Consider the following 18,463-nt stretch of genomic DNA (forward strand, 5'->3'; position numbering starts at 1 on the left):
ATGCCATGAATTGGCAAGACTTTGAACAAGAGCAGCCGTTTGCGGCGAAAATGTTAAAAAGCAGCATCGAAAAAAAGCGTGTGGCCCATGCCTATTTGTTTGAAGGGGAGCATGGTACTGGAAAGCGTGCTGCAAGCCTATTAATGGCTGAGAGCTTATTTTGTGAAAATCTACAACAAAACTTCATTCCGTGCGGCGACTGTGTGAATTGCAAAAGGATAAGAAGTGGCAATCATCCTGATATTCATATAGTAGAGCCGGACGGATTATCAATAAAAATCGAACAAATTCGTTCATTAAGAACGGAGTTTAGTAAATCTGGGGTAGAATCAAAGAAAAAATTATATATCATCATAGATGCAGAAAAAATGACAATTCCAGCAGCCAATAGTTTGTTAAAGTTTCTAGAAGAACCAAATGTAGAAACAACTGCTCTTCTCGTTACGGAACAACCTCAGCGTATCCTTCCTACTATTTTATCGCGCTGTCAAACAGTGTCATTTAAGGCGATACCGGTTGAAGTGTTTACTAAAAAACTGCAGGATGCTGGAATAAACAACGTAAAAGCCCCGCTTTTAGCAGCCATTACCAATCATTTACAGGAAGCATTGGAGTTGAATGGCGATGATTGGTTTGCACAAGCAAGAAAAATAGTGTTAAACTTATATGAAGTCCAGAAGAAGGGTACACTTTACGCCATGACTTCCCTTCAGGACGAATGGATACACCATTTCAAAGAGAAAGCGCAAATCGATTTAGGGTTAAATCTTTTGCTTCTAATATATAAAGATATTCTATATATTCAATTGGGGAAAGAAGAGCAGCTTGTCTATCCCGACTTTCGGGATGTATTTGCAGCGGATGCGCTGCAAACCTCTTCAAGAAGGCTGTCTGAACAAATGACTGCAATTTTGGAAGCCAAACGGAAATTAAATGCAAATATGAATGCCCATCTTTTGATGGAGCAGCTTGTGCTAAATTTGCAGGGGGGACCTTCTTGTGTATAATGTTGTAGGTGTCCGGTTTAAAAAAGCCGGTAAAATATATTATTTTGATCCGGGTGATCACCCAATCCGCAAGAATGATTTTGTGATTGTGGAAACGGCTCGTGGGATTGAATATGGAAAAGCCGTTACAGAAAAAAAACAAGTCCATGATCATGATGTAGTTCTTCCGCTAAAAAAAGTAGTGCGGATGGCGGATCAGAAGGATCAATTAAACGTTGAAGAAAATAAAACAGCTGCTGCGGAGGCATATCAAGTCTGCAATGAGAAAATTATTGAACATAGTCTTGATATGAAGCTAGTAGATGTTGAATATACATTTGATCGCAATAAAGTTATTTTTTATTTTACAGCTGATGGACGAATTGATTTTCGTGACCTCGTAAAGGACTTAGCGGCTATTTTTAGAACGAGAATTGAGCTAAGACAAATTGGCGTAAGAGACGAAGCGAAAATGTTGGGTGGAATTGGTCCCTGCGGCCGTATGCTCTGCTGTTCTACCTTTTTAGGTGATTTTGAGCCAGTTTCAATTAAAATGGCAAAGGATCAAAATTTGTCTTTAAATCCGACCAAAATTTCGGGACTTTGCGGACGGCTTATGTGCTGTTTAAAATATGAAAATGATGAATATGAGGCAGCTAAGGCAGAATTGCCGGATGTTGGTGATGCCATTAAAACACCTGATGGATCAGGGAAGGTCATTGGGTTAAATATATTAGAGCGCTTAATCCAGGTAGAATTACCGGAGCAAGAGCGCATATTGGAATATACGCTTGAGGAAATTGCTAGTGAAAGTGCAACATCTGTCCCGGCTAGGGAATAATGAGGTGTAAGTCATGGATAAAAAGGAGTTCTTCGATTCAGTCAGTAGCATGGAAATGCAAATAGGCCATCTATATCAACAGCTTGGAGAACTAAAACAATATCTTGCTGAATTAATTGAAGAAAACCATGTGTTAAAACTGGAAAATGACCATTTGCGCAAGGTAATGGAAACAGAAGCTCCAGAATCGGATGCCTCGCCTGAAGAAAGAAATAGTCCAGGAAAAAGTGTGTACGAAAAGATTTCTGAAATTGGCGAAGGCTATGATAATTTGGCTAGACTGTATCAAGAAGGCTTCCATATTTGTAATGTCCATTTTGGCAGCCCCCGCCGTGACGAAGACTGCTTGTTTTGCTTATCCTTTTTGAATAAAAAATAATGCTAAGCCCTTCCTCTTCTATATGAGGAGGGTTCTTTTTTTGGAGAGTGTACGGTTTATGGTAAATCTTTATGAAGATGAACGTTTAGATTACTTGTTAGCAGAGAATCTGCGGATTATTCAAAGTCCATCTGTATTCGCATTTTCGTTAGATGCCGTTTTATTGGCACGTTTTACGTATTTGCCGATTCAAAAGGGCAATATTATCGATCTTTGCAGCGGCAACGGTGTTATCCCTCTTTTACTTAGCCCTAAAACGAAAGCGAAGATTATTGGTGTTGAAATCCAAGAGAGGCTATATGATATGGCCATTCGGAGCGTTTCATACAATGATTTGGATGATAGAATTCACATGATTCACGGGGATATAAAAGATATGCCAAAGCGACTTGGGCATGATCGATTTGATGTCGTCACATGTAATCCACCGTATTTTTTATCACCATCCGCTGACGTGATCAACCCAAATGAGCACTTAGCAATCGCGCGCCATGAGATTCTTTGTACACTTGAAGATGCCGTGAAAACGAGCAGTCAGCTCCTTAGGCAAGGTGGGAAAGCTGCGTTTGTACATAGACCGGAGCGATTAATGGATATTTTAACCATCATGAGGGAGTATCGCTTGGAGCCGAAAAGACTTCGATTCGTCTATCCAAAGGCAGGGAAAGAGGCAAATACGATCTTAGTTGAAGGGATTAAGGATGGAAATGCAGGATTGAAGGTATTGCCTCCACTTTTTGTCTATAATGAAGAAAATGAATATACAGATGAAGTGAGAGAAATCTTATATGGAAGCAAATGACCATTATTTTTATGTGCTGGAATGTAAGGATGGCTCTTATTATGGCGGCTACACAGTTGATCCTTCCCGTCGACTTGCTGAGCATAATAGTGGAAAAGGCGCCAAATATACGAGAGTGCGGAAGCCTGTGAAGATGATTTATGCTGAAAAACATGATAGTAAAAGTGAAGCGCTTCGGGCAGAATATGCCTTTAAACAATTGACTCGAAGAAAAAAAGAACAATTTCTTAGTGAAGCAGGTGAGTGGGATGCAAATTCAGAAGAGTTTTAGCCAAGCGGAAAAAGGAATTCTGTATTTGGTGCCGACTCCAATTGGAAATCTTGAGGATATGACATTTAGAGCGATTCGGATGATGAAAGAAGCCGATGTAATTGCCGCGGAGGATACGAGAAATACGAAAAAACTATGCAATTATTTTGAGATTACTACTCCTTTAATCAGTTACCATGAACATAATAAAGAAATAAGCGGAAAAGAGATCGTAAGGCGATTAGAGGCAGGAGAAAAGGTTGCTTTAGTAAGTGATGCTGGCATGCCGTGCATTTCTGATCCAGGTTATGAGCTTGCTGCTGAAGCGATTCAAGCGGGAATTACTGTTGTCCCTCTACCAGGGGCGAATGCTGCCTTAACGGCTTTGATTGCCTCTGGAATTAAGACGCAGCCTTTTTATTTTTATGGTTTTTTATCGAGAGGAAAAAAAGAGAAAAAGCAAGAATTAGAAGAATTAAAAAAACAACAGGCAACTCTCATTTTTTATGAAGCACCTCATCGTTTAAAAGAAACGCTGAAATCAATGCACGATATTTTAGGAAACCGAAATATCGTTCTTTGTCGGGAACTGACTAAGAAGTTCGAGGAGTTTATAAGAGGAACTTTGGAAGAAGCCATTCAGTGGGCAGAGCAAGAGGAAGTTCGCGGGGAATTTTGTTTAATACTTGAGGGAAGCAGCGAAACGGATGAACATGATGAAGAAGCGGTGTGGTGGTCATCCATCGAAATAAAGGCACATGTTCAGCACTATATCGATGAAAAAGGATTTCCTTCAAAAGAGGCGATCAAAAAAACGGCTAAAGATCGGAATCTACCAAAACGAGATGTTTATCAAGCATACCATGTGGAGTGATTTTCAAAGAAGAATGTTGGGATAATCCTACACATTCTTTTTTGTTTTTATTTATTTAAAAGAGTGTGCTAATCCTATCACAAATACATATTTGATTAAGTCTTTTTTACGATTGTTTTTTTAGGCAACTAATGATAAATTGAATAATATAATAATTCCGAGTAATTTCATCTGAAAAGAGGGATAAAGATGTCCACTGACTTTACGGCGTTGTTCGATGAATGGTCTGATTCTTATGATGAAACGGTTGCGGGGCACGACCCAGAGTATAATGAAGTTTTTCAAAATTATCTTCATATATTAGAAGAGGTCGTGAAAAAGGCAAAAGGAAATACAATCGAATTTGGGGTTGGAACAGGCAACCTAACAGAATTGTTAGTGAAAAGTGGGAAAAAAGTATGTGGCATTGAACCTTCGGCGGGAATGAGAAAAGTGGCAAAGCAAAAATTATCGGAGGTAAAGATTTTACAAGGAGATTTTCTTACATTTACCCATCCATTTCAATCTGTTGACACAATCGTCAGTACGTACGCCTTTCATCATTTAACAGATGATGAAAAAGAGATTGCGATACGCAAGTATAGTTCCATTCTCGAAGACGATGGTAAAATAGTATTTGCAGATACAATATTTGAAGATGAAAACGCTAAACTTAGTATGATTCGAAAAGCTGAGAATAAAGGATTTCATCGATTGGCAAATGATTTACGAACTGAATATTATACGACGATGCCGATTTTAAAAGGTCATTTCGAACAAAACGGTTTTACGGTTACTTTTACACAAAAAAATGAATTCGTATGGTTAATCGAAGCAACTAAACAAAGGAGAGAATAAGGATGACTGTAGAAAAAAAGATGAACGTGGAAAGTTTTAATTTAGATCATACAAAGGTTAAAGCTCCTTACATCCGGCTTGCAGGTGTAAAGACTGGTTATAATGGTGATGAAATTCGTAAATATGATATTCGTTTCTGCCAGCCGAATAAAGAACATATGGAAATGCCAGCATTACATTCGTTGGAACATATGATGGCGGAATTCAGCAGAAATCATTCAGACAAAATCGTCGACATAAGTCCAATGGGTTGCCAAACAGGCTATTACTTATCTGTCGTTAATCATGATGACTATGAAGACATTTTAAACATTGTAGAGAACACACTAAAAGATGTACTGGCAGCTACAGAAGTTCCTGCTTGCAATGAAATTCAATGTGGTTGGGCGGCAAGCCATAGTCTTGAAGGAGCAAAGGAAATTGCTGAAAAAATGCTTTCACGTCGGGAAGAGTGGACGGAAGTTTTTTAAATGAAATATGCGGGGAGTATTCATGAATTAGTCGGGAATACGCCGTTATTGGAAATTACTAGCTTTCCTCTCCCTGATGGAGTGAAGCTATTTGCAAAATTAGAATACTTCAACCCTGGGGGAAGTGTAAAGGATAGACTTGGACAATATTTACTTAAAAAAGCAATTCAAGATGGCAGCCTTAAAAAAGGCGGCACCATTATCGAACCAACCGCGGGGAATACTGGAATTGGACTCGCGCTAGCCGCCCTTCGATATGGTGTAAAAGCTATTTTTGTAACTCCCGAGAAATTTAGCCGTGAAAAGCAAATTTTAATGCGTGCACTTGGAGCGGAAGTGATCAATACCCCTACTAAACTTGGAATGGAAGGGGCAATTCAAAAAACGAAGGAACTTCTTGCAGAAATTCCCGGGGCCTTTTATCCGGGACAATTTCAGAATCCTCATAACCCAGCTGCGTATTATGAAACGATGGGTCCGGAATTGTATGAAGCGTTAGAAGGAAGCATTGACATCTTTGTCGCCGGTGCGGGATCTGGTGGAACCTTTATGGGGACTGCTACATATTTAAAAGAGCGGATTAGCGAAATAAAATGTGTGGTTGTTGAACCAGAGGGATCGATTTTAAATGGAGGGGAGCCCGGCTCTCATCGAACGGAAGGAATAGGCCTGGAATTTATTCCTTCTTTTATGGACACTTGCCTTTTCGATGAAATCTATACGATATCTGACAAGGAAGCTTTCGATACTCTTAAAGAAGCAGCAAAACTGGAAGGGCTATTAATAGGAAGTTCATCAGGAGCGGCACTTGCTGCCTCATTGAAAGAAGCAAGAAAAGCAAAACCAGGTACGAATATCGTAACGATTTTTCCAGATAGTAGTGAGCGGTATATAAGCAGTCATATTTATGACGGAGGTGAAGTGAGTTGAAAAAGAAAACGAAATTGATTCATGGCGGCGTTGGCAGAGACCCATACACAGGAGCTGTTTCAATTCCAATCTATCAAGCTAGTACATTTAAGCAAGATGGAGTTGGGAATTTTAAATACGAATATGCGAGGACAGGCAATCCGACAAGGGAAGCGTTGGAAAAGTTAGTAGCTGATATTGAAGGTGGAACTAGAGGATTTGCATTTGGTTCCGGTATGGCAGCCATTACAGCTGTTGTCCAGCTTTTTTCGGCAGGCGATCATTTCATTTTAACGGATGATGTATATGGCGGAACATTTAGAGTGATGACAAAGGTATTCAACCGTTTTGGGATTGACGTTTCATTTGTCGATACTACCGATTTAGATAAGGTTAAAAAGGCGATTCAGGTGAATACAAGAGCAATTTACATCGAAACGCCAACTAACCCTTTATTGAAAATAACAGATTTACAAGCAGTCAGTACAATCGCAAAGGAACGAGGGTTACTAACAATTGTCGATAATACGTTTAGCACCCCTTATTGGCAAACCCCGATTTCCCTAGGTGCTAATATTGTTCTTCATAGTGCAACGAAATATCTTGGCGGACATAGTGATGTAGTGGCGGGCCTCGTTGTCGCAGCCGATGATAAATTGGGTGAAGAACTGCATTTTATTCAAAATTCGACAGGCGGTGTTCTAGGACCGCAAGATAGCTGGCTTTTAATGCGTGGAATCAAAACGCTAGGTGTAAGGATGGAAGAAATTGAATCGAGTACTAGAGTGCTTGCAGCTTACCTTGCAGAACATCCATCAGTAGGAAAAGTATATTATCCAGGATTTTCGGATCATCCAGGTCATGATGTCCACAAAGAGCAAGCGGGCGGTTTTGGTGGAATGATATCCTTCACGGTGGAAAGTGAAGCAAAAGCATTAGATTTATTGAAAAAAGTTCAATATTTTACCCTTGCTGAAAGCTTGGGGGCGGTGGAAAGTTTAATTTCCATCCCGGCATTAATGACACATGCTTCAATTCCGCGGGAAAGAAGATTGGAGCTAGGAATAGAGGATGGCTTAGTGCGAATATCAGTCGGCCTTGAAGATGTGGAGGATTTATTGAAGGACCTTGGTAGAGCTTTGGATTAAATAAAATCTATGAATATATTAAAAAGCCAGCTCACATTTGAGCTGGCTTTGATCATTTATTTTTTAAAGGCATTTTGAATTTCATTAATAAGCTCGTCGGCACCTTCACGGCTAAGTACTAATTTTCCACCCGCTAATACAACATTATCCTCTGAAACGTTGCCTGTAATATGGCATGTCATGCTTGGCTTATATTTTTTCAAGATGATTTTATCATCATCGACATAAATTTCAAGCGCATCTTTTTCCCCTATACCTAAAGTGCGTCGCAGTTCAATTGGAATGACCACACGGCCAAGCTCATCTACTTTACGTACTATACCAGTCGATTTCATATTCTTATTTCCTCCCCATAATTCCGGATCTCTATTTTTAGTTTCATCGCCATTTTTCGACAAAGTTCTTCTTTTCCAATGATATCAGTTCTTCCAATTAAAGTCAATTGGCAAAATAGGACATGCCTAAGTTGCGTAAATGCTAATTTTCACGTATATTTTGATGATATAAGAGGTAATCATGCGTAGTATAGTCAGAAAAGCGAAAGGCGCCTGTTCATCGACGTACGAACTACAGAGCCTTCGATTGAGATAAAGGAAACATAATGAGCCTGTAAGACGAATTGATGTTGACTTATCGAAGGGAGAAGGCATGAAGTTCGCTAGTCGATAGGCGCCTGTAGCTAGACAAGAAAAGCGAAAGGCGCCTGTTCATCGACGTACGAACTACAGAGCCTTCGATTGAGATAAAGGAAACATAATGAGTCTGTAAGACGAATTGATGTTGACTTATCGAAGGGAGAAGGCATGAAGTTCGCTAGTCGAAAGGCGCCTGTAGCTAGACAAGAAAAGCGAAAAGCGCCTGTTCATCGACGTACGAACTACAGAGCCTTCGACTGAGATAAAGGAAACATAATGAGCCTGTAAGACGAATTGATGTTGACTTATCGAAGGGAGAAGGCATGAAGTTCGCGAAAGGCGCCTGTAGCTAGACAGACTCAAGAATATAATGATGGAGGGGAATCTTGGTGAAAGAAAAATTAAAAACATTTTATATAACTACCCCGATCTATTATCCGAGCGGGAATTTACATATAGGTCATGCCTATACATCTGTAGCGGGAGATGCAATGGCACGGTATAAGAGAATGCGTGGATACGATGTCATGTATTTAACAGGCACGGATGAACATGGGCAAAAAATCCAACAAAAGGCGGAAGAAAGTGGCTTGACTCCTCAAGCGTACGTCGATGAAATTGTCAGTGGAATTCAAGATCTTTGGAAAAAACTTGATATTTCCTATGATGATTTCATTAGGACAACTGAAACGCGCCATAAACAAGTGGTCGAGAAAATTTTTAAACAGCTATTGGACCAAGGAGATATTTATCTAGATGTATATGAAGGTTGGTATTGTACCCCGTGTGAATCCTTCTTCACTGAACGTCAACTGGAAAATGGGAACTGCCCTGATTGTGGCCGTCCAGTAGAAAAAGTGAAGGAAGAATCGTATTTCTTCAAAATGAGTAAATATGTCGATCGATTGTTGGCATATTATGAGGAAAATCCTGGATTCATCCAACCTGAATCTCGAAAAAATGAAATGATCAATAATTTCATTAAGCCAGGATTAGAAGATTTGGCCGTTTCAAGAACTACATTTGATTGGGGAATTAAAGTACCTGGGAATCCGAAGCATGTCATTTATGTTTGGATCGACGCGTTAACAAACTATATTACAGCACTCGGTTACGGAACAGATGACGACTCTAAGTATGTTAAATATTGGCCGGCTGATGTCCATCTCGTCGGAAAGGAAATTGTTCGCTTCCACACGATTTATTGGCCAATTATGCTGATGGCCCTTGATTTGCCATTGCCTAAAAAAGTATTTGCTCACGGCTGGCTGCTCATGAAAGACGGAAAAATGTCTAAATCAAAAGGAAATGTAGTCGATCCTGTCTCCCTAATTGATCGTTTTGGACTCGACGCCCTTCGCTACTATTTATTGCGTGAGGTTCCGTTTGGAGCGGATGGAGTGTTCACACCAGAAGGCTTTGTCGAAAGAATCAATTTTGATTTAGCGAATGATTTAGGAAATCTATTAAATAGAACCGTCGCAATGATCAATAAATATTTTAATGGACAAATTCCTTCATTCAATGGTTCTATTACAGCCTTCGATGATGATTTACAAAAAGTAAATGAGGACACGATTACACAATACGAAGCAGCAATGGAAAACATGGAGTATTCTGTCGCCTTATCTTCTGTTTGGCAATTAATTAGTAGAACGAATAAATATATAGACGAAACTCAGCCTTGGGTATTGGCGAAAGATGAAGAAAAGCGTCAAGAACTAGGCAGTGTCATGCTCCATTTGGCTGAATCATTAAGAAGGGTTTCAATTTTACTAAAACCATTTTTAACAGAAACTCCGAATAAAATCCTTAGTCAGTTAAATATTACAGATGAACAATCTTCTTCTTGGGAAAGTTTGGAGAAATTTGGCTCCATTCCAGAAGGTACATCCGTTGTCGAAAAAGGGGAACCTATCTTCCCGCGTCTCGATATGGAAGAAGAAATAAACTACATCAAAAACCAAATGCAAGGTGGATCAGCACCTGCAGAAGAACAAAAGGTTGAGGATGCACTCGAAGAACGGCTCCCAGAAATTACAATTGATGATTTTAGGAAGGTCGAGTTACGAGTAGCAGAGGTTATACATTGTGAGCCTGTTAAAAAAGCGGATAAACTATTAAAGCTTCAATTAGATCTTGGATTTGAAAAACGTCAAGTTATTTCGGGAATTGCGGAATTTTACAAGCCTGAAGATTTGATTGGAAAAAAGGTTATTGTAGTGGCGAATCTGAAACCAGTGAAGCTTCGTGGAGAATTATCGCAAGGAATGATTCTTGCGGGGGAGAAAAATGGGGTTCTCTCTGTAGCTAGCGTCGATCAAAATTTACAAAATGGCGCAATTGTAAACTAAATTTAATATTTCTGTTCATTCAGAACATTGAACAAATGCAGATAACATAGAGAGATTACAGCAATAAAGCGGTTTTTTATTTACTCTCTATGTTATTTCGTTTTGTAATACAAATGTTAGTTAGCTGTGATAAATGATATGAAATAAAAGAGTATAATCATTAAAGGAGTCGGAATTATGTTATTTGATACACATGTTCACCTAAATGATGATCAATATGCTGAGGACATGGATGAAGTCATCGCCCGCGCGAAAGATGCGGGAGTTGAATATATGGTTGTAGTGGGGTTTGACCGAAAAACAATCCAAAAAGCATTGGAGATCATTCATGAACACGACTTTATTTATGCTAGTGTTGGCTGGCATCCCGTCGACGCAATAGATATGACAGAAGACGATCTTATATGGCTTGAAGAAGTTGCAGCACATCCCAAAGTGGTAGCTTTAGGTGAAATGGGTCTTGATTATCATTGGGACAAATCGCCAAAAGATATCCAAAAAGATGTGTTTCGTAAACAAATCAGGCTTGCCAAAAAAATAAATATGCCAATTATTATACATAATCGTGATGCTACGCAAGATATTATCGAAATTTTACGGGAAGAAAATGCGGAAGAAATTGGGGGCATCATGCATTGTTTCAGTGGAAGTGCTGAGGTGGCGAAACAATGCTTGGATTTAAACTTTTATATATCTCTCGGTGGTCCTGTAACATTTAAAAATGCAAAAAAACCGAAAGAAGTTGCTATTCAAGTCCCGCTAGACCGTCTATTAATTGAGACGGATTGTCCGTATTTGGCTCCGCATCCTTATAGGGGCAAGAGAAACGAGCCTAGTTATGTAAGGCTAGTAGCTGAACAAATTGCCGATTTAAAAAGCTTAAGTTTGGAAGAAGTAGCACAGATCACAACAGCAAATGCAAAAAAAGTGTTCGGCATCGATTGACAAAATCTAGTAACGGCAAATACTAGAGTACATCAAGTTATTTAATAGGGATTCCAGTAAATTCTACAAAACTTTACTTCTTCCTAAACAGGGGTTGTCGATAACTCACCCTTTTCTTTTCAAGCTTGTCTATGCATAATAGAGCTTACCTTACGAAAAGGGATGTGAGTTGACAATTTGCAAACGTAGTTTGTATAATCTCTCGGAGAAGAAGGAGGCGTGTTTGTATGAACACAAAACCCGCAATATACTCATATTTTTCTTCAATAACCCGAAAGAAATTAGGTCTTTTCATTGCTAGTTTCCTAGTATTTATTGCCACTTTGACGATACTTGTATACGAGGGAACGAAAAATACGGTAGCACTTTCGGTGGATGGAGAAAAAATGATAGTGAAGACCCACGCTGAAACAATAGGGGAAATACTGAAAGATTTAAATGTCGTAGTAGATGAAGATGATTATATCTCGCATTCTTTAAATACCGTTGTACAAAATAAGCTAAACGTGGTGTGGGAACCGGCCAAGAAAGTTGAAATAAAGGACGGTAAGCATACGGAATATGTATACACGACAGCAAAGACAGTAAAAGAATTTATGGAGAGTCAGAGATTAGACATTAACAATCACGATAAAATTAATTTTGACCTTGAAGATCCAATATATGAAAATCTGAAACTCGTAATTGATCGAGCTTTTCCGCTTGTATTAAAAAATGGGAAACAAGAGGAGAAAGTATGGAGCACTTCGACTACGGTCGCTGACTTTTTATTGCAACAAGGGATTACACTAGGGAAATTTGACCGTGTGGAACCAGGCTTAAAGAAAAAAGTTAAACCAAACGGTAAAGTAAAAATTGTCCGAGTTGAAAAGGTCACCGATGTGGTGGAAGAACCAATTGATTATGCGGTTATTACTAAAAAAGACTCTAATTTAGCACAAGGAACTGAGAAAGTTATACAGAGTGGCCAAGAAGGCCTAATGAAAAAAGAATACGAAGTGACTAAGGAAAACGGTAAAGAAGTTAAACGAAAGTTAATGGCGGAAACAAAAGTAAAAAATAGCATAAACAAAATTGTTACTGTCGGAACGAAGGTAATGGTTGCTCAAGTTTCGCGCGGGAAATCAGTATCAGCAAATTCAGATACCCCTAGCGGCGGAAAAGAAATGTATATGAATGCAACAGCATATACCGCGTATTGCAACGGCTGTTCCGGTATTACTGCAACTGGCATCAACTTACGTGCAAACCCTAATTTAAAGGTGATTGCTGTTGATCCTAGAGTGATTCCGCTTGGTTCGAAAGTATGGGTTGAAGGCTATGGCTATGCCGTGGCAGGAGATACGGGCGGCGCCATCAAAGGCAATCGTATCGACATCTTTGTTGCCTCTAAAGAAGAGGCCTATCGATTCGGCAGAAGGCAAGTTAAAATTCGTGTTTTAAATTGATGACTTTTCACGCAGAGGAAATATCCTCTGCTTTTTTCTTTTTATGAATTATAGTTATAATAATATTAATTTAAAAAAGGTCGATCATCTCCTGAACCGCTTGTAATGATGCAAAAGATAATCGACAAAGAAGATAGGGGAAAACTATCTTACTATATTAGACGTTCATATTACAAAAATGTTTCAACTTTTTTGGAGGAAAAATGAAAATAAAAGAAATAATCGTTGTTGAGGGAAAAGATGATACGCGGGCTATACAAAAGTCTGTAGATGCAGACACGATTGAAACGAATGGATCCGCGATTTCGATGGAAACGATTGAAAAAATTAAATTAGCCCAGCAAGTAAGAGGCGTCATTATTTTTACTGACCCCGACTATCCGGGTGAAAAAATTCGTAAAACCATTTCGGAGCATGTTCCCGGATGCAAGCACGCCTTTATCGATAAAAAATTCGCTAAGCCCAAATCTGGTCATGGAATTGGAGTCGAGCACGCTTCCAGGGAAGTCATACAAGAGGCTTTAAAGGAAGCACAAACAATGAGAGAAGCAACCGGAGAATTAATATCTAAAGATGATTTAATCGACGCAGGATTAATCGGAGGGCCAAAAGCGAAGGAACGCAGGGAAAGGATTGGAGAGTTGCTTAAAATTGGCTATACGAATGGCAAGCAGCTGCATAAGCGATTAATGATGTTTCAAGTATCGAAGGAAGATTTTATTAAGGCGCTAAAATGTGTCTTACAGGAGGAAAAACAATAGTGGAAAAAGACATTGCCACACCAATACGTACGAAAGATATTTTAAATAAATATGGATTTTCATTTAAAAAAAGCCTTGGGCAAAATTTTTTAATTGATCCTAACATATTGCGTAATATCACCAAGTTTGCTGGTTTAACAAAGGAAACTGGAGCCATTGAAATCGGTCCGGGGATTGGCGCATTGACCGAGCATTTAGCCAGGGAAAGTAAAAAGGTCGTTGCCTTCGAAATCGATGGCCGATTATTTCCTATTCTTAAAGACACGCTTTCCCCTTATGATAATGTTGAAATTCTCCACCAGGATATTTTGGATGCAAATTTGCAGGAAATTATAGAGGAGAAGTTTACAACTATTCAGGATGTAATGGTCGTTGCTAACCTTCCTTATTACGTAACGACACCGATTATATTAAAATTGCTAGAAAACAATCTTCCGATACGCGGAATGGTCGTCATGCTGCAAAAAGAAGTGGCAGATAGGATATCAGCCAAACCCGGTACAAAGGATTATGGATCATTATCGATTGCCATCCAATATTATACAACAGCTGAAACGGTCATGATTGTACCAAAAACTGTTTTTATGCCGCAGCCGAACGTGGACTCAGCGGTCATTCGTTTAATTAAAAGAGAAAAACCAGCTGTGGACGTTTTGGACGAGCCTTTTTTCTTTCATATCATTCGCACTTCATTTGCGCAGCGTAGAAAAACCATATTGAATAATTTAACGAATGGACTTGAAAAGGGGAAGGAAAAGAAGGAAGAGATTTTGAAGGCTTTAAGCGCCGTAGGGATTGACCCACAAAGAAGAGGGGAAACTCTTTCTATTCAAGAATTTGGATTGCTGAGTGACGCCCTGTTTCCATTATTTCGTTAAAGGAATAAATTTTGTGTAACTATGAGAATAAATAGGCGGAGGGTTTCCGGTTAATGTATAATACACCATCTTAAAAAGCAGGAATAAGAGGAGATATTCCGGTTTACTGCTCTAAATATAACAAAATCCAATGATTTGTACCATATAGACGAAAAATCTCCCCTTATTTTTAAGGAAATAGGGAGATTTCCCAAAACAAACGGAATTTTTCCGTTTATTTTTCAAACGTCTTGACATCAACATTCAGTTATAACAGGGTCTTTATTTCAAAAAGCAAACTAATTCACATTGATCAAGTCGTCTGCATAGCCTAATCCATGAGGAACATAATTTATTCACTGTTCATTGGAGTTGACGACCGTGATTAAAATCAATATGATTGTCGGCCGTATGTCCTATCAATGTGACATTTTATTCAGAGTCATCGATATCATGGAGATTGACGGTCAAAGGACTGCTATATTATACGGGGAAGACTACCGGCTTGCAGCAGACTCGCCTATTGATGACTTAGTCCCTATTAGTGAATCTGAACGTTTTGAGAGGACATCGGAAGTCCGTTCACTTGAAGAACAATCATTTGAGTTATTTAGGCAAGATATTGACCTTATTCGATTAGAACAAGAGTATAAAGTAACTTCTGGTTATAAACGGGATTTTAATTATTTTCAAATGCCTGGGAGAGTCCTCCATCTTGACGGTGACCCCAACTATTTGGAAAAATGCCTAGATTTGTATGAGAAACTTGGTGTAGCTGTAATCGGCATACATTGCAATGAAAAAGAAATGCACCTCCGAGTCGGTCAATTAATCGAACAATACCGCCCGGATATTCTCGTAATCACCGGACATGATGCCTATTCAAAAGCTAAAGGGAAAAAGGTTGATCTCAATGCATATCGACATTCAAAGTTTTTTGTAGAAACTGTTAAAGAAGCTCGAAAAAAAATACCAAACCTTGATCAACTCGTCATATTTGCAGGTGCCTGTCAATCACATTTCGAATCACTCATTTTTGCAGGAGCCAATTTCGCAAGCTCCCCTCTCCGTGTCAATATACACGCTCTTGATCCAGTTTATATTGTTGCAAAAATCAGTTTTACTCCTTTTATGGAAAGGATTAATGTGTGGGATGTCTTGCGAAATACACTTACTGGGGAAAAAGGCCTTGGGGGAGTGGAAACAAAAGGTGTGTTGCGAACAGGGATGCCTTTTAAACCACCAATCGATGAATAAAGCATTGGAGAGTTTATCCAGTGCTTTTTCCATGAGGAAATGTCATAACCTGTACATAAGATACCAAAAACAGTACATAATAAAAATTGTTGGAAAAGGGGATAAAATGTAAATAAAAAAGTATTGACAACAGGCAGGAATGATTGATAAAATAAATAATTTATTTGACTTTATTTGTTCGCCGTGCTATAATTAAAAACAGTGAGGTGGAGCGAAATGCCAAAAACATTAGCAAGCATTAAAAAATCCCTTGATTCAAACTTGGGTAAAAGATTAATGTTAAAAGCCAATGGAGGCCGCAGGAAAACCATTGAACGTTCTGGGGTTTTGGCAGAAACTTATCCATCGGTTTTTGTCATCGAATTAGACCAAGAGGAAAATGCATTTGAGCGTGTTTCCTACAGCTATGCAGATGTACTTACTGAAACGGTTGAACTTACATTTTTTGAAGATACAGCAGGAAGTCTAGCACTGGGACAGCAGTAAACATTCATTGTTTACTGCTGTTTTTTCATTCAGGCAAGATTTAACTCTATAAATCGCTCCCTTTTGCCCACACTATAAAAGCGGGTATAAGGAGGAATTTTCTTGGGGCGAAGAAGAGGGATCATGTCAGATCAGACGAAAGTTGAACTAGCGAAAGAGCTTGGATTTTATAATGTTGTCCAGGAAGAAGGATGGGGCGGAATAAAAGCCCGAGATGCTGGTAATATGGTTAAACGTGCCATCGAAATAGCTGAACAACAGCTTGCCAATAAACAATGACATTGGAATATCCAAAAACCTAAAGATATTCAATTACCCGCAGCCGAAGCTCATGCTTCGGTTTTTTTTCTTTTAAACAGAAGAAGTTTATGTCTTTATTCCATTTCATGTTAAAATGGAAAAAGTGAAAAGACGGAGAGACAAGCAGGTGATGACATGAGACTGTTAATGAAAGCCCCAGCTAAAATTAATTTAACATTGGATGTGCTTGGCAAAAGAGCGGATGGCTATCATGAAGTGGAAATGGTCATGACGACTATCGATTTAGCTGACAGGATTGAACTTGAAAATAGAGACGATAGTAAAATCGTTATTATATCGCATAGCCGTTTTGTACCCGATGATCAACGAAACCTTGCATTTCAAGCGGCAAGGCTTCTAAAGGACAAATGTAATATTCGTCAAGGGGTTACGATTTCTATCGATAAAACAATCCCAGTTGCCGCAGGTCTTGCAGGAGGAAGCAGTGATGCCGCAGCCACTTTACGAGGGCTGAATACATTATGGGAACTTAACTTATCTATGGATGAATTGGCCGAAATTGGATCAGAGATTGGTTCGGATGTAGCTTTTTGTGTATATGGTGGTACAGGTTTGGCTCGTGGAAGAGGAGAGAAAATTACAAAACTGCCAGCTCCGCCGAGCTCTTGGGTTATTTTGGCAAAGCCTACTATAGGGGTTTCGACAGCGGATGTATATAGAAATGTTAATGTAAATCAAATCGACCATCCAAATACGGAAGCAATGGTGAACGCTATTAAAAATAGTCAATACGAAGAAGTGTGCCGCCATTTAGGGAATGCCTTAGAAAAAGTTACGTTGCAGATGTATCCTGAGGTTCTTCATATTAAAGAGCAAATGGAGAAGTTTGGTGCAGATGCGGTATTAATGAGTGGTAGTGGACCGACTGTATTCGGCCTCGTCCAACATGATTCTCGTATGCAAAGAATTTATAATGGACTTAGAGGATTTTGCGATCAAGTATTTGCCGTAAGAATGTTGGGCGAGTAACATTCAAATTCTCCTAAACCTTGCCAATATACGTACAATCATGTATATTTACAATAATAATATTCGCATTTGGGTTATTCAGGAGGTAAAAAGATGAAATTTCGCCGCAGCGAGCGTCTCGTAGATATGACTCATTACTTAATGAATCATCCGCGGGAGCTTGTTTCGTTGACTTATTTTTCGCAATGCTATCATTCAGCCAAATCGTCGATCAGTGAGGATTTAGTCATTATAAAAGAGACATTTGAAAGTCAGGGGATTGGCACTTTGCAAACCCTTCCAGGGGCAGCTGGCGGGGTGAAATATATCCCTAAGGTTAAAAAAGAACATGCAGAAGAATTTATTAATCGTTTATGCCAATTAATTGCCGATCCCGATCGTTTACTTCCCGGCGGTTACTTATTTATGACGGATTTGTTAGGGGATTCGCAAATATTAAATGAAGTGGGAAAACATCTTGCTTCTGCCGTTTCTAATCGGGATATTGATGTGATTATGACAGTGGCGACGAAAGGAATACCTATAGCACAAACGGTTGCCCATCATTTGAATGTACCGTTTATTGTCGTTAGGCGTGATAGTATCGTAACGGAAGGCTCGACGGTAAGCATTAATTATGTGTCCGGTTCATCTAAACGCTTGCAAATGATGTCCCTTTCTAAAAGAAGCCTAAAAGAAGGCGCTAAAGTGTTGATTGTGGATGACTTTATGAAAGCAGGAGGCACAATCAATGGAATGGTAAACCTTCTTGCGGAATTTAATGCAATTGTTGCCGGAACTGCAGTTTTAGTTGAATCGGAGTTTGAGGAAGAGCGTTTAGTTGATGACTATATTTCTCTTATTAAGCTTACTGATGTTAATGTGAAAGAAAGACAGATTAACGTCTCAAAGGGAAATTATTTTACAGTTCAATCAGATTTTTTGTAAGAAATTA

At 39.1% G+C, this 18,463-nt stretch carries 21 protein-coding genes; 20 read left to right on the forward strand and 1 reads right to left on the reverse strand.

Going from position 1 to position 18,463, the window contains the following annotated elements; genetic code table 11:
- Positions 1 to 5: 5 nt before the first annotated feature.
- From holB to NQ185_RS17240, 10 genes are all read left to right on the forward strand, one after another.
- Complete coding sequence (gene holB / locus NQ185_RS17195; protein WP_257583252.1) at positions 6 to 1,007, forward strand: DNA polymerase III subunit delta'; 1,002 nt, start codon at positions 6 to 8, stop codon at positions 1,005 to 1,007.
- Positions 1,000 to 1,827: a PSP1 domain-containing protein gene (locus tag NQ185_RS17200; RefSeq protein WP_257583253.1), complete on the forward strand. Its 828-nt coding sequence runs from the start codon at positions 1,000 to 1,002 to the stop codon at positions 1,825 to 1,827. Before holB ends, NQ185_RS17200 begins: the two co-directional genes overlap by 8 nt.
- 13 nt (positions 1,828 to 1,840) lie before the next feature.
- Positions 1,841 to 2,206: a DNA replication initiation control protein YabA gene (yabA, locus tag NQ185_RS17205; protein WP_257583254.1), complete on the forward strand. Its 366-nt coding sequence runs from the start codon at positions 1,841 to 1,843 to the stop codon at positions 2,204 to 2,206.
- Positions 2,207 to 2,264: 58 nt separating this feature from the next.
- Positions 2,265 to 3,008, forward strand: coding sequence for a tRNA1(Val) (adenine(37)-N6)-methyltransferase (locus NQ185_RS17210; protein ID WP_257583303.1), 744 nt, complete (start codon positions 2,265 to 2,267; stop codon positions 3,006 to 3,008).
- Positions 2,995 to 3,279, forward strand: a complete 285-nt coding sequence (locus NQ185_RS17215; RefSeq protein ID WP_257583255.1) for a GIY-YIG nuclease family protein — start codon at positions 2,995 to 2,997, stop codon at positions 3,277 to 3,279. The genes NQ185_RS17210 and NQ185_RS17215 overlap by 14 nt, the downstream gene beginning before the upstream one ends.
- Positions 3,257 to 4,132 (forward strand): 16S rRNA (cytidine(1402)-2'-O)-methyltransferase, encoded by an 876-nt coding sequence (gene rsmI / locus NQ185_RS17220; RefSeq protein WP_257583256.1) that lies wholly within the window; start codon positions 3,257 to 3,259, stop codon positions 4,130 to 4,132. The genes NQ185_RS17215 and rsmI overlap by 23 nt, the downstream gene beginning before the upstream one ends.
- Before the next feature lie 189 nt (positions 4,133 to 4,321).
- Positions 4,322 to 4,969: a class I SAM-dependent DNA methyltransferase gene (locus tag NQ185_RS17225; protein ID WP_257583257.1), complete on the forward strand. Its 648-nt coding sequence runs from the start codon at positions 4,322 to 4,324 to the stop codon at positions 4,967 to 4,969.
- 2 nt (positions 4,970 to 4,971) lie between these two features.
- Entirely contained in the window at positions 4,972 to 5,439 is a 468-nt protein-coding gene (locus tag NQ185_RS17230; RefSeq protein ID WP_257583258.1) for an S-ribosylhomocysteine lyase, read from the forward strand.
- Complete coding sequence (locus NQ185_RS17235; protein ID WP_257583259.1) at positions 5,440 to 6,369, forward strand: PLP-dependent cysteine synthase family protein; 930 nt, start codon at positions 5,440 to 5,442, stop codon at positions 6,367 to 6,369.
- A complete protein-coding gene (locus tag NQ185_RS17240; protein WP_257583260.1) occupies positions 6,366 to 7,496 on the forward strand; it encodes a bifunctional cystathionine gamma-lyase/homocysteine desulfhydrase in 1,131 nt (376 codons plus the stop codon). Before NQ185_RS17235 ends, NQ185_RS17240 begins: the two co-directional genes overlap by 4 nt.
- Positions 7,497 to 7,552: 56 nt before the next feature.
- On the opposite strand, the gene abrB is transcribed toward NQ185_RS17240, so the two are convergent.
- On the reverse strand, positions 7,553 to 7,831 hold the full coding sequence (abrB, locus tag NQ185_RS17245) for a transition state genes transcriptional regulator AbrB (RefSeq protein WP_257583261.1): 279 nt from the start codon (positions 7,829 to 7,831) through the stop codon (positions 7,553 to 7,555).
- Positions 7,832 to 8,520: 689 nt separating this feature from the next.
- On the opposite strand from abrB, the gene metG reads away from it, so the two are divergent.
- From metG to purR, 10 genes are all read left to right on the forward strand, one after another.
- Positions 8,521 to 10,485, forward strand: coding sequence for a methionine--tRNA ligase (gene metG / locus NQ185_RS17250; RefSeq protein ID WP_257583304.1), 1,965 nt, complete (start codon positions 8,521 to 8,523; stop codon positions 10,483 to 10,485).
- Positions 10,486 to 10,662: 177 nt separating this feature from the next.
- Complete coding sequence (locus tag NQ185_RS17255; RefSeq protein ID WP_257583262.1) at positions 10,663 to 11,430, forward strand: TatD family hydrolase; 768 nt, start codon at positions 10,663 to 10,665, stop codon at positions 11,428 to 11,430.
- A gap of 227 nt (positions 11,431 to 11,657) precedes the next feature.
- Entirely contained in the window at positions 11,658 to 12,878 is a 1,221-nt protein-coding gene (locus NQ185_RS17260; RefSeq protein ID WP_257583263.1) for a resuscitation-promoting factor, read from the forward strand.
- Positions 12,879 to 13,081: 203 nt separating this feature from the next.
- The gene (gene rnmV, locus NQ185_RS17265; RefSeq protein ID WP_257583264.1) at positions 13,082 to 13,639 is read left to right on the forward strand and encodes a ribonuclease M5; all 558 of its coding nucleotides are present in this window, start codon (positions 13,082 to 13,084) and stop codon (positions 13,637 to 13,639) included.
- Entirely contained in the window at positions 13,639 to 14,517 is an 879-nt protein-coding gene (rsmA, locus tag NQ185_RS17270) for a 16S rRNA (adenine(1518)-N(6)/adenine(1519)-N(6))-dimethyltransferase RsmA (RefSeq protein WP_308784606.1), read from the forward strand. Before rnmV ends, rsmA begins: the two co-directional genes overlap by 1 nt.
- A 375-nt stretch (positions 14,518 to 14,892) precedes the next feature.
- Positions 14,893 to 15,753: a sporulation peptidase YabG gene (gene yabG / locus NQ185_RS17275; RefSeq protein ID WP_257583305.1), complete on the forward strand. Its 861-nt coding sequence runs from the start codon at positions 14,893 to 14,895 to the stop codon at positions 15,751 to 15,753.
- Positions 15,754 to 15,969: 216 nt separating this feature from the next.
- A complete protein-coding gene (veg, locus tag NQ185_RS17280) occupies positions 15,970 to 16,239 on the forward strand; it encodes a biofilm formation stimulator Veg (RefSeq protein WP_213131619.1) in 270 nt (89 codons plus the stop codon).
- A gap of 102 nt (positions 16,240 to 16,341) precedes the next feature.
- Positions 16,342 to 16,518 (forward strand): small, acid-soluble spore protein, alpha/beta type, encoded by a 177-nt coding sequence (locus NQ185_RS17285; protein WP_257583266.1) that lies wholly within the window; start codon positions 16,342 to 16,344, stop codon positions 16,516 to 16,518.
- Positions 16,519 to 16,674: 156 nt separating this feature from the next.
- Positions 16,675 to 17,529, forward strand: coding sequence for a 4-(cytidine 5'-diphospho)-2-C-methyl-D-erythritol kinase (ispE, locus tag NQ185_RS17290; protein WP_257583267.1), 855 nt, complete (start codon positions 16,675 to 16,677; stop codon positions 17,527 to 17,529).
- 93 nt (positions 17,530 to 17,622) lie between these two features.
- Positions 17,623 to 18,456: a pur operon repressor gene (purR, locus tag NQ185_RS17295; RefSeq protein ID WP_257583268.1), complete on the forward strand. Its 834-nt coding sequence runs from the start codon at positions 17,623 to 17,625 to the stop codon at positions 18,454 to 18,456.
- Positions 18,457 to 18,463: the final 7 nt, after the last annotated feature.

Source organism: Lederbergia panacisoli (genome assembly GCF_024626525.1).
GTDB classification, from domain to species: Bacteria; Bacillota; Bacilli; order Bacillales; family Bacillaceae_C; genus Lederbergia; species Lederbergia panacisoli.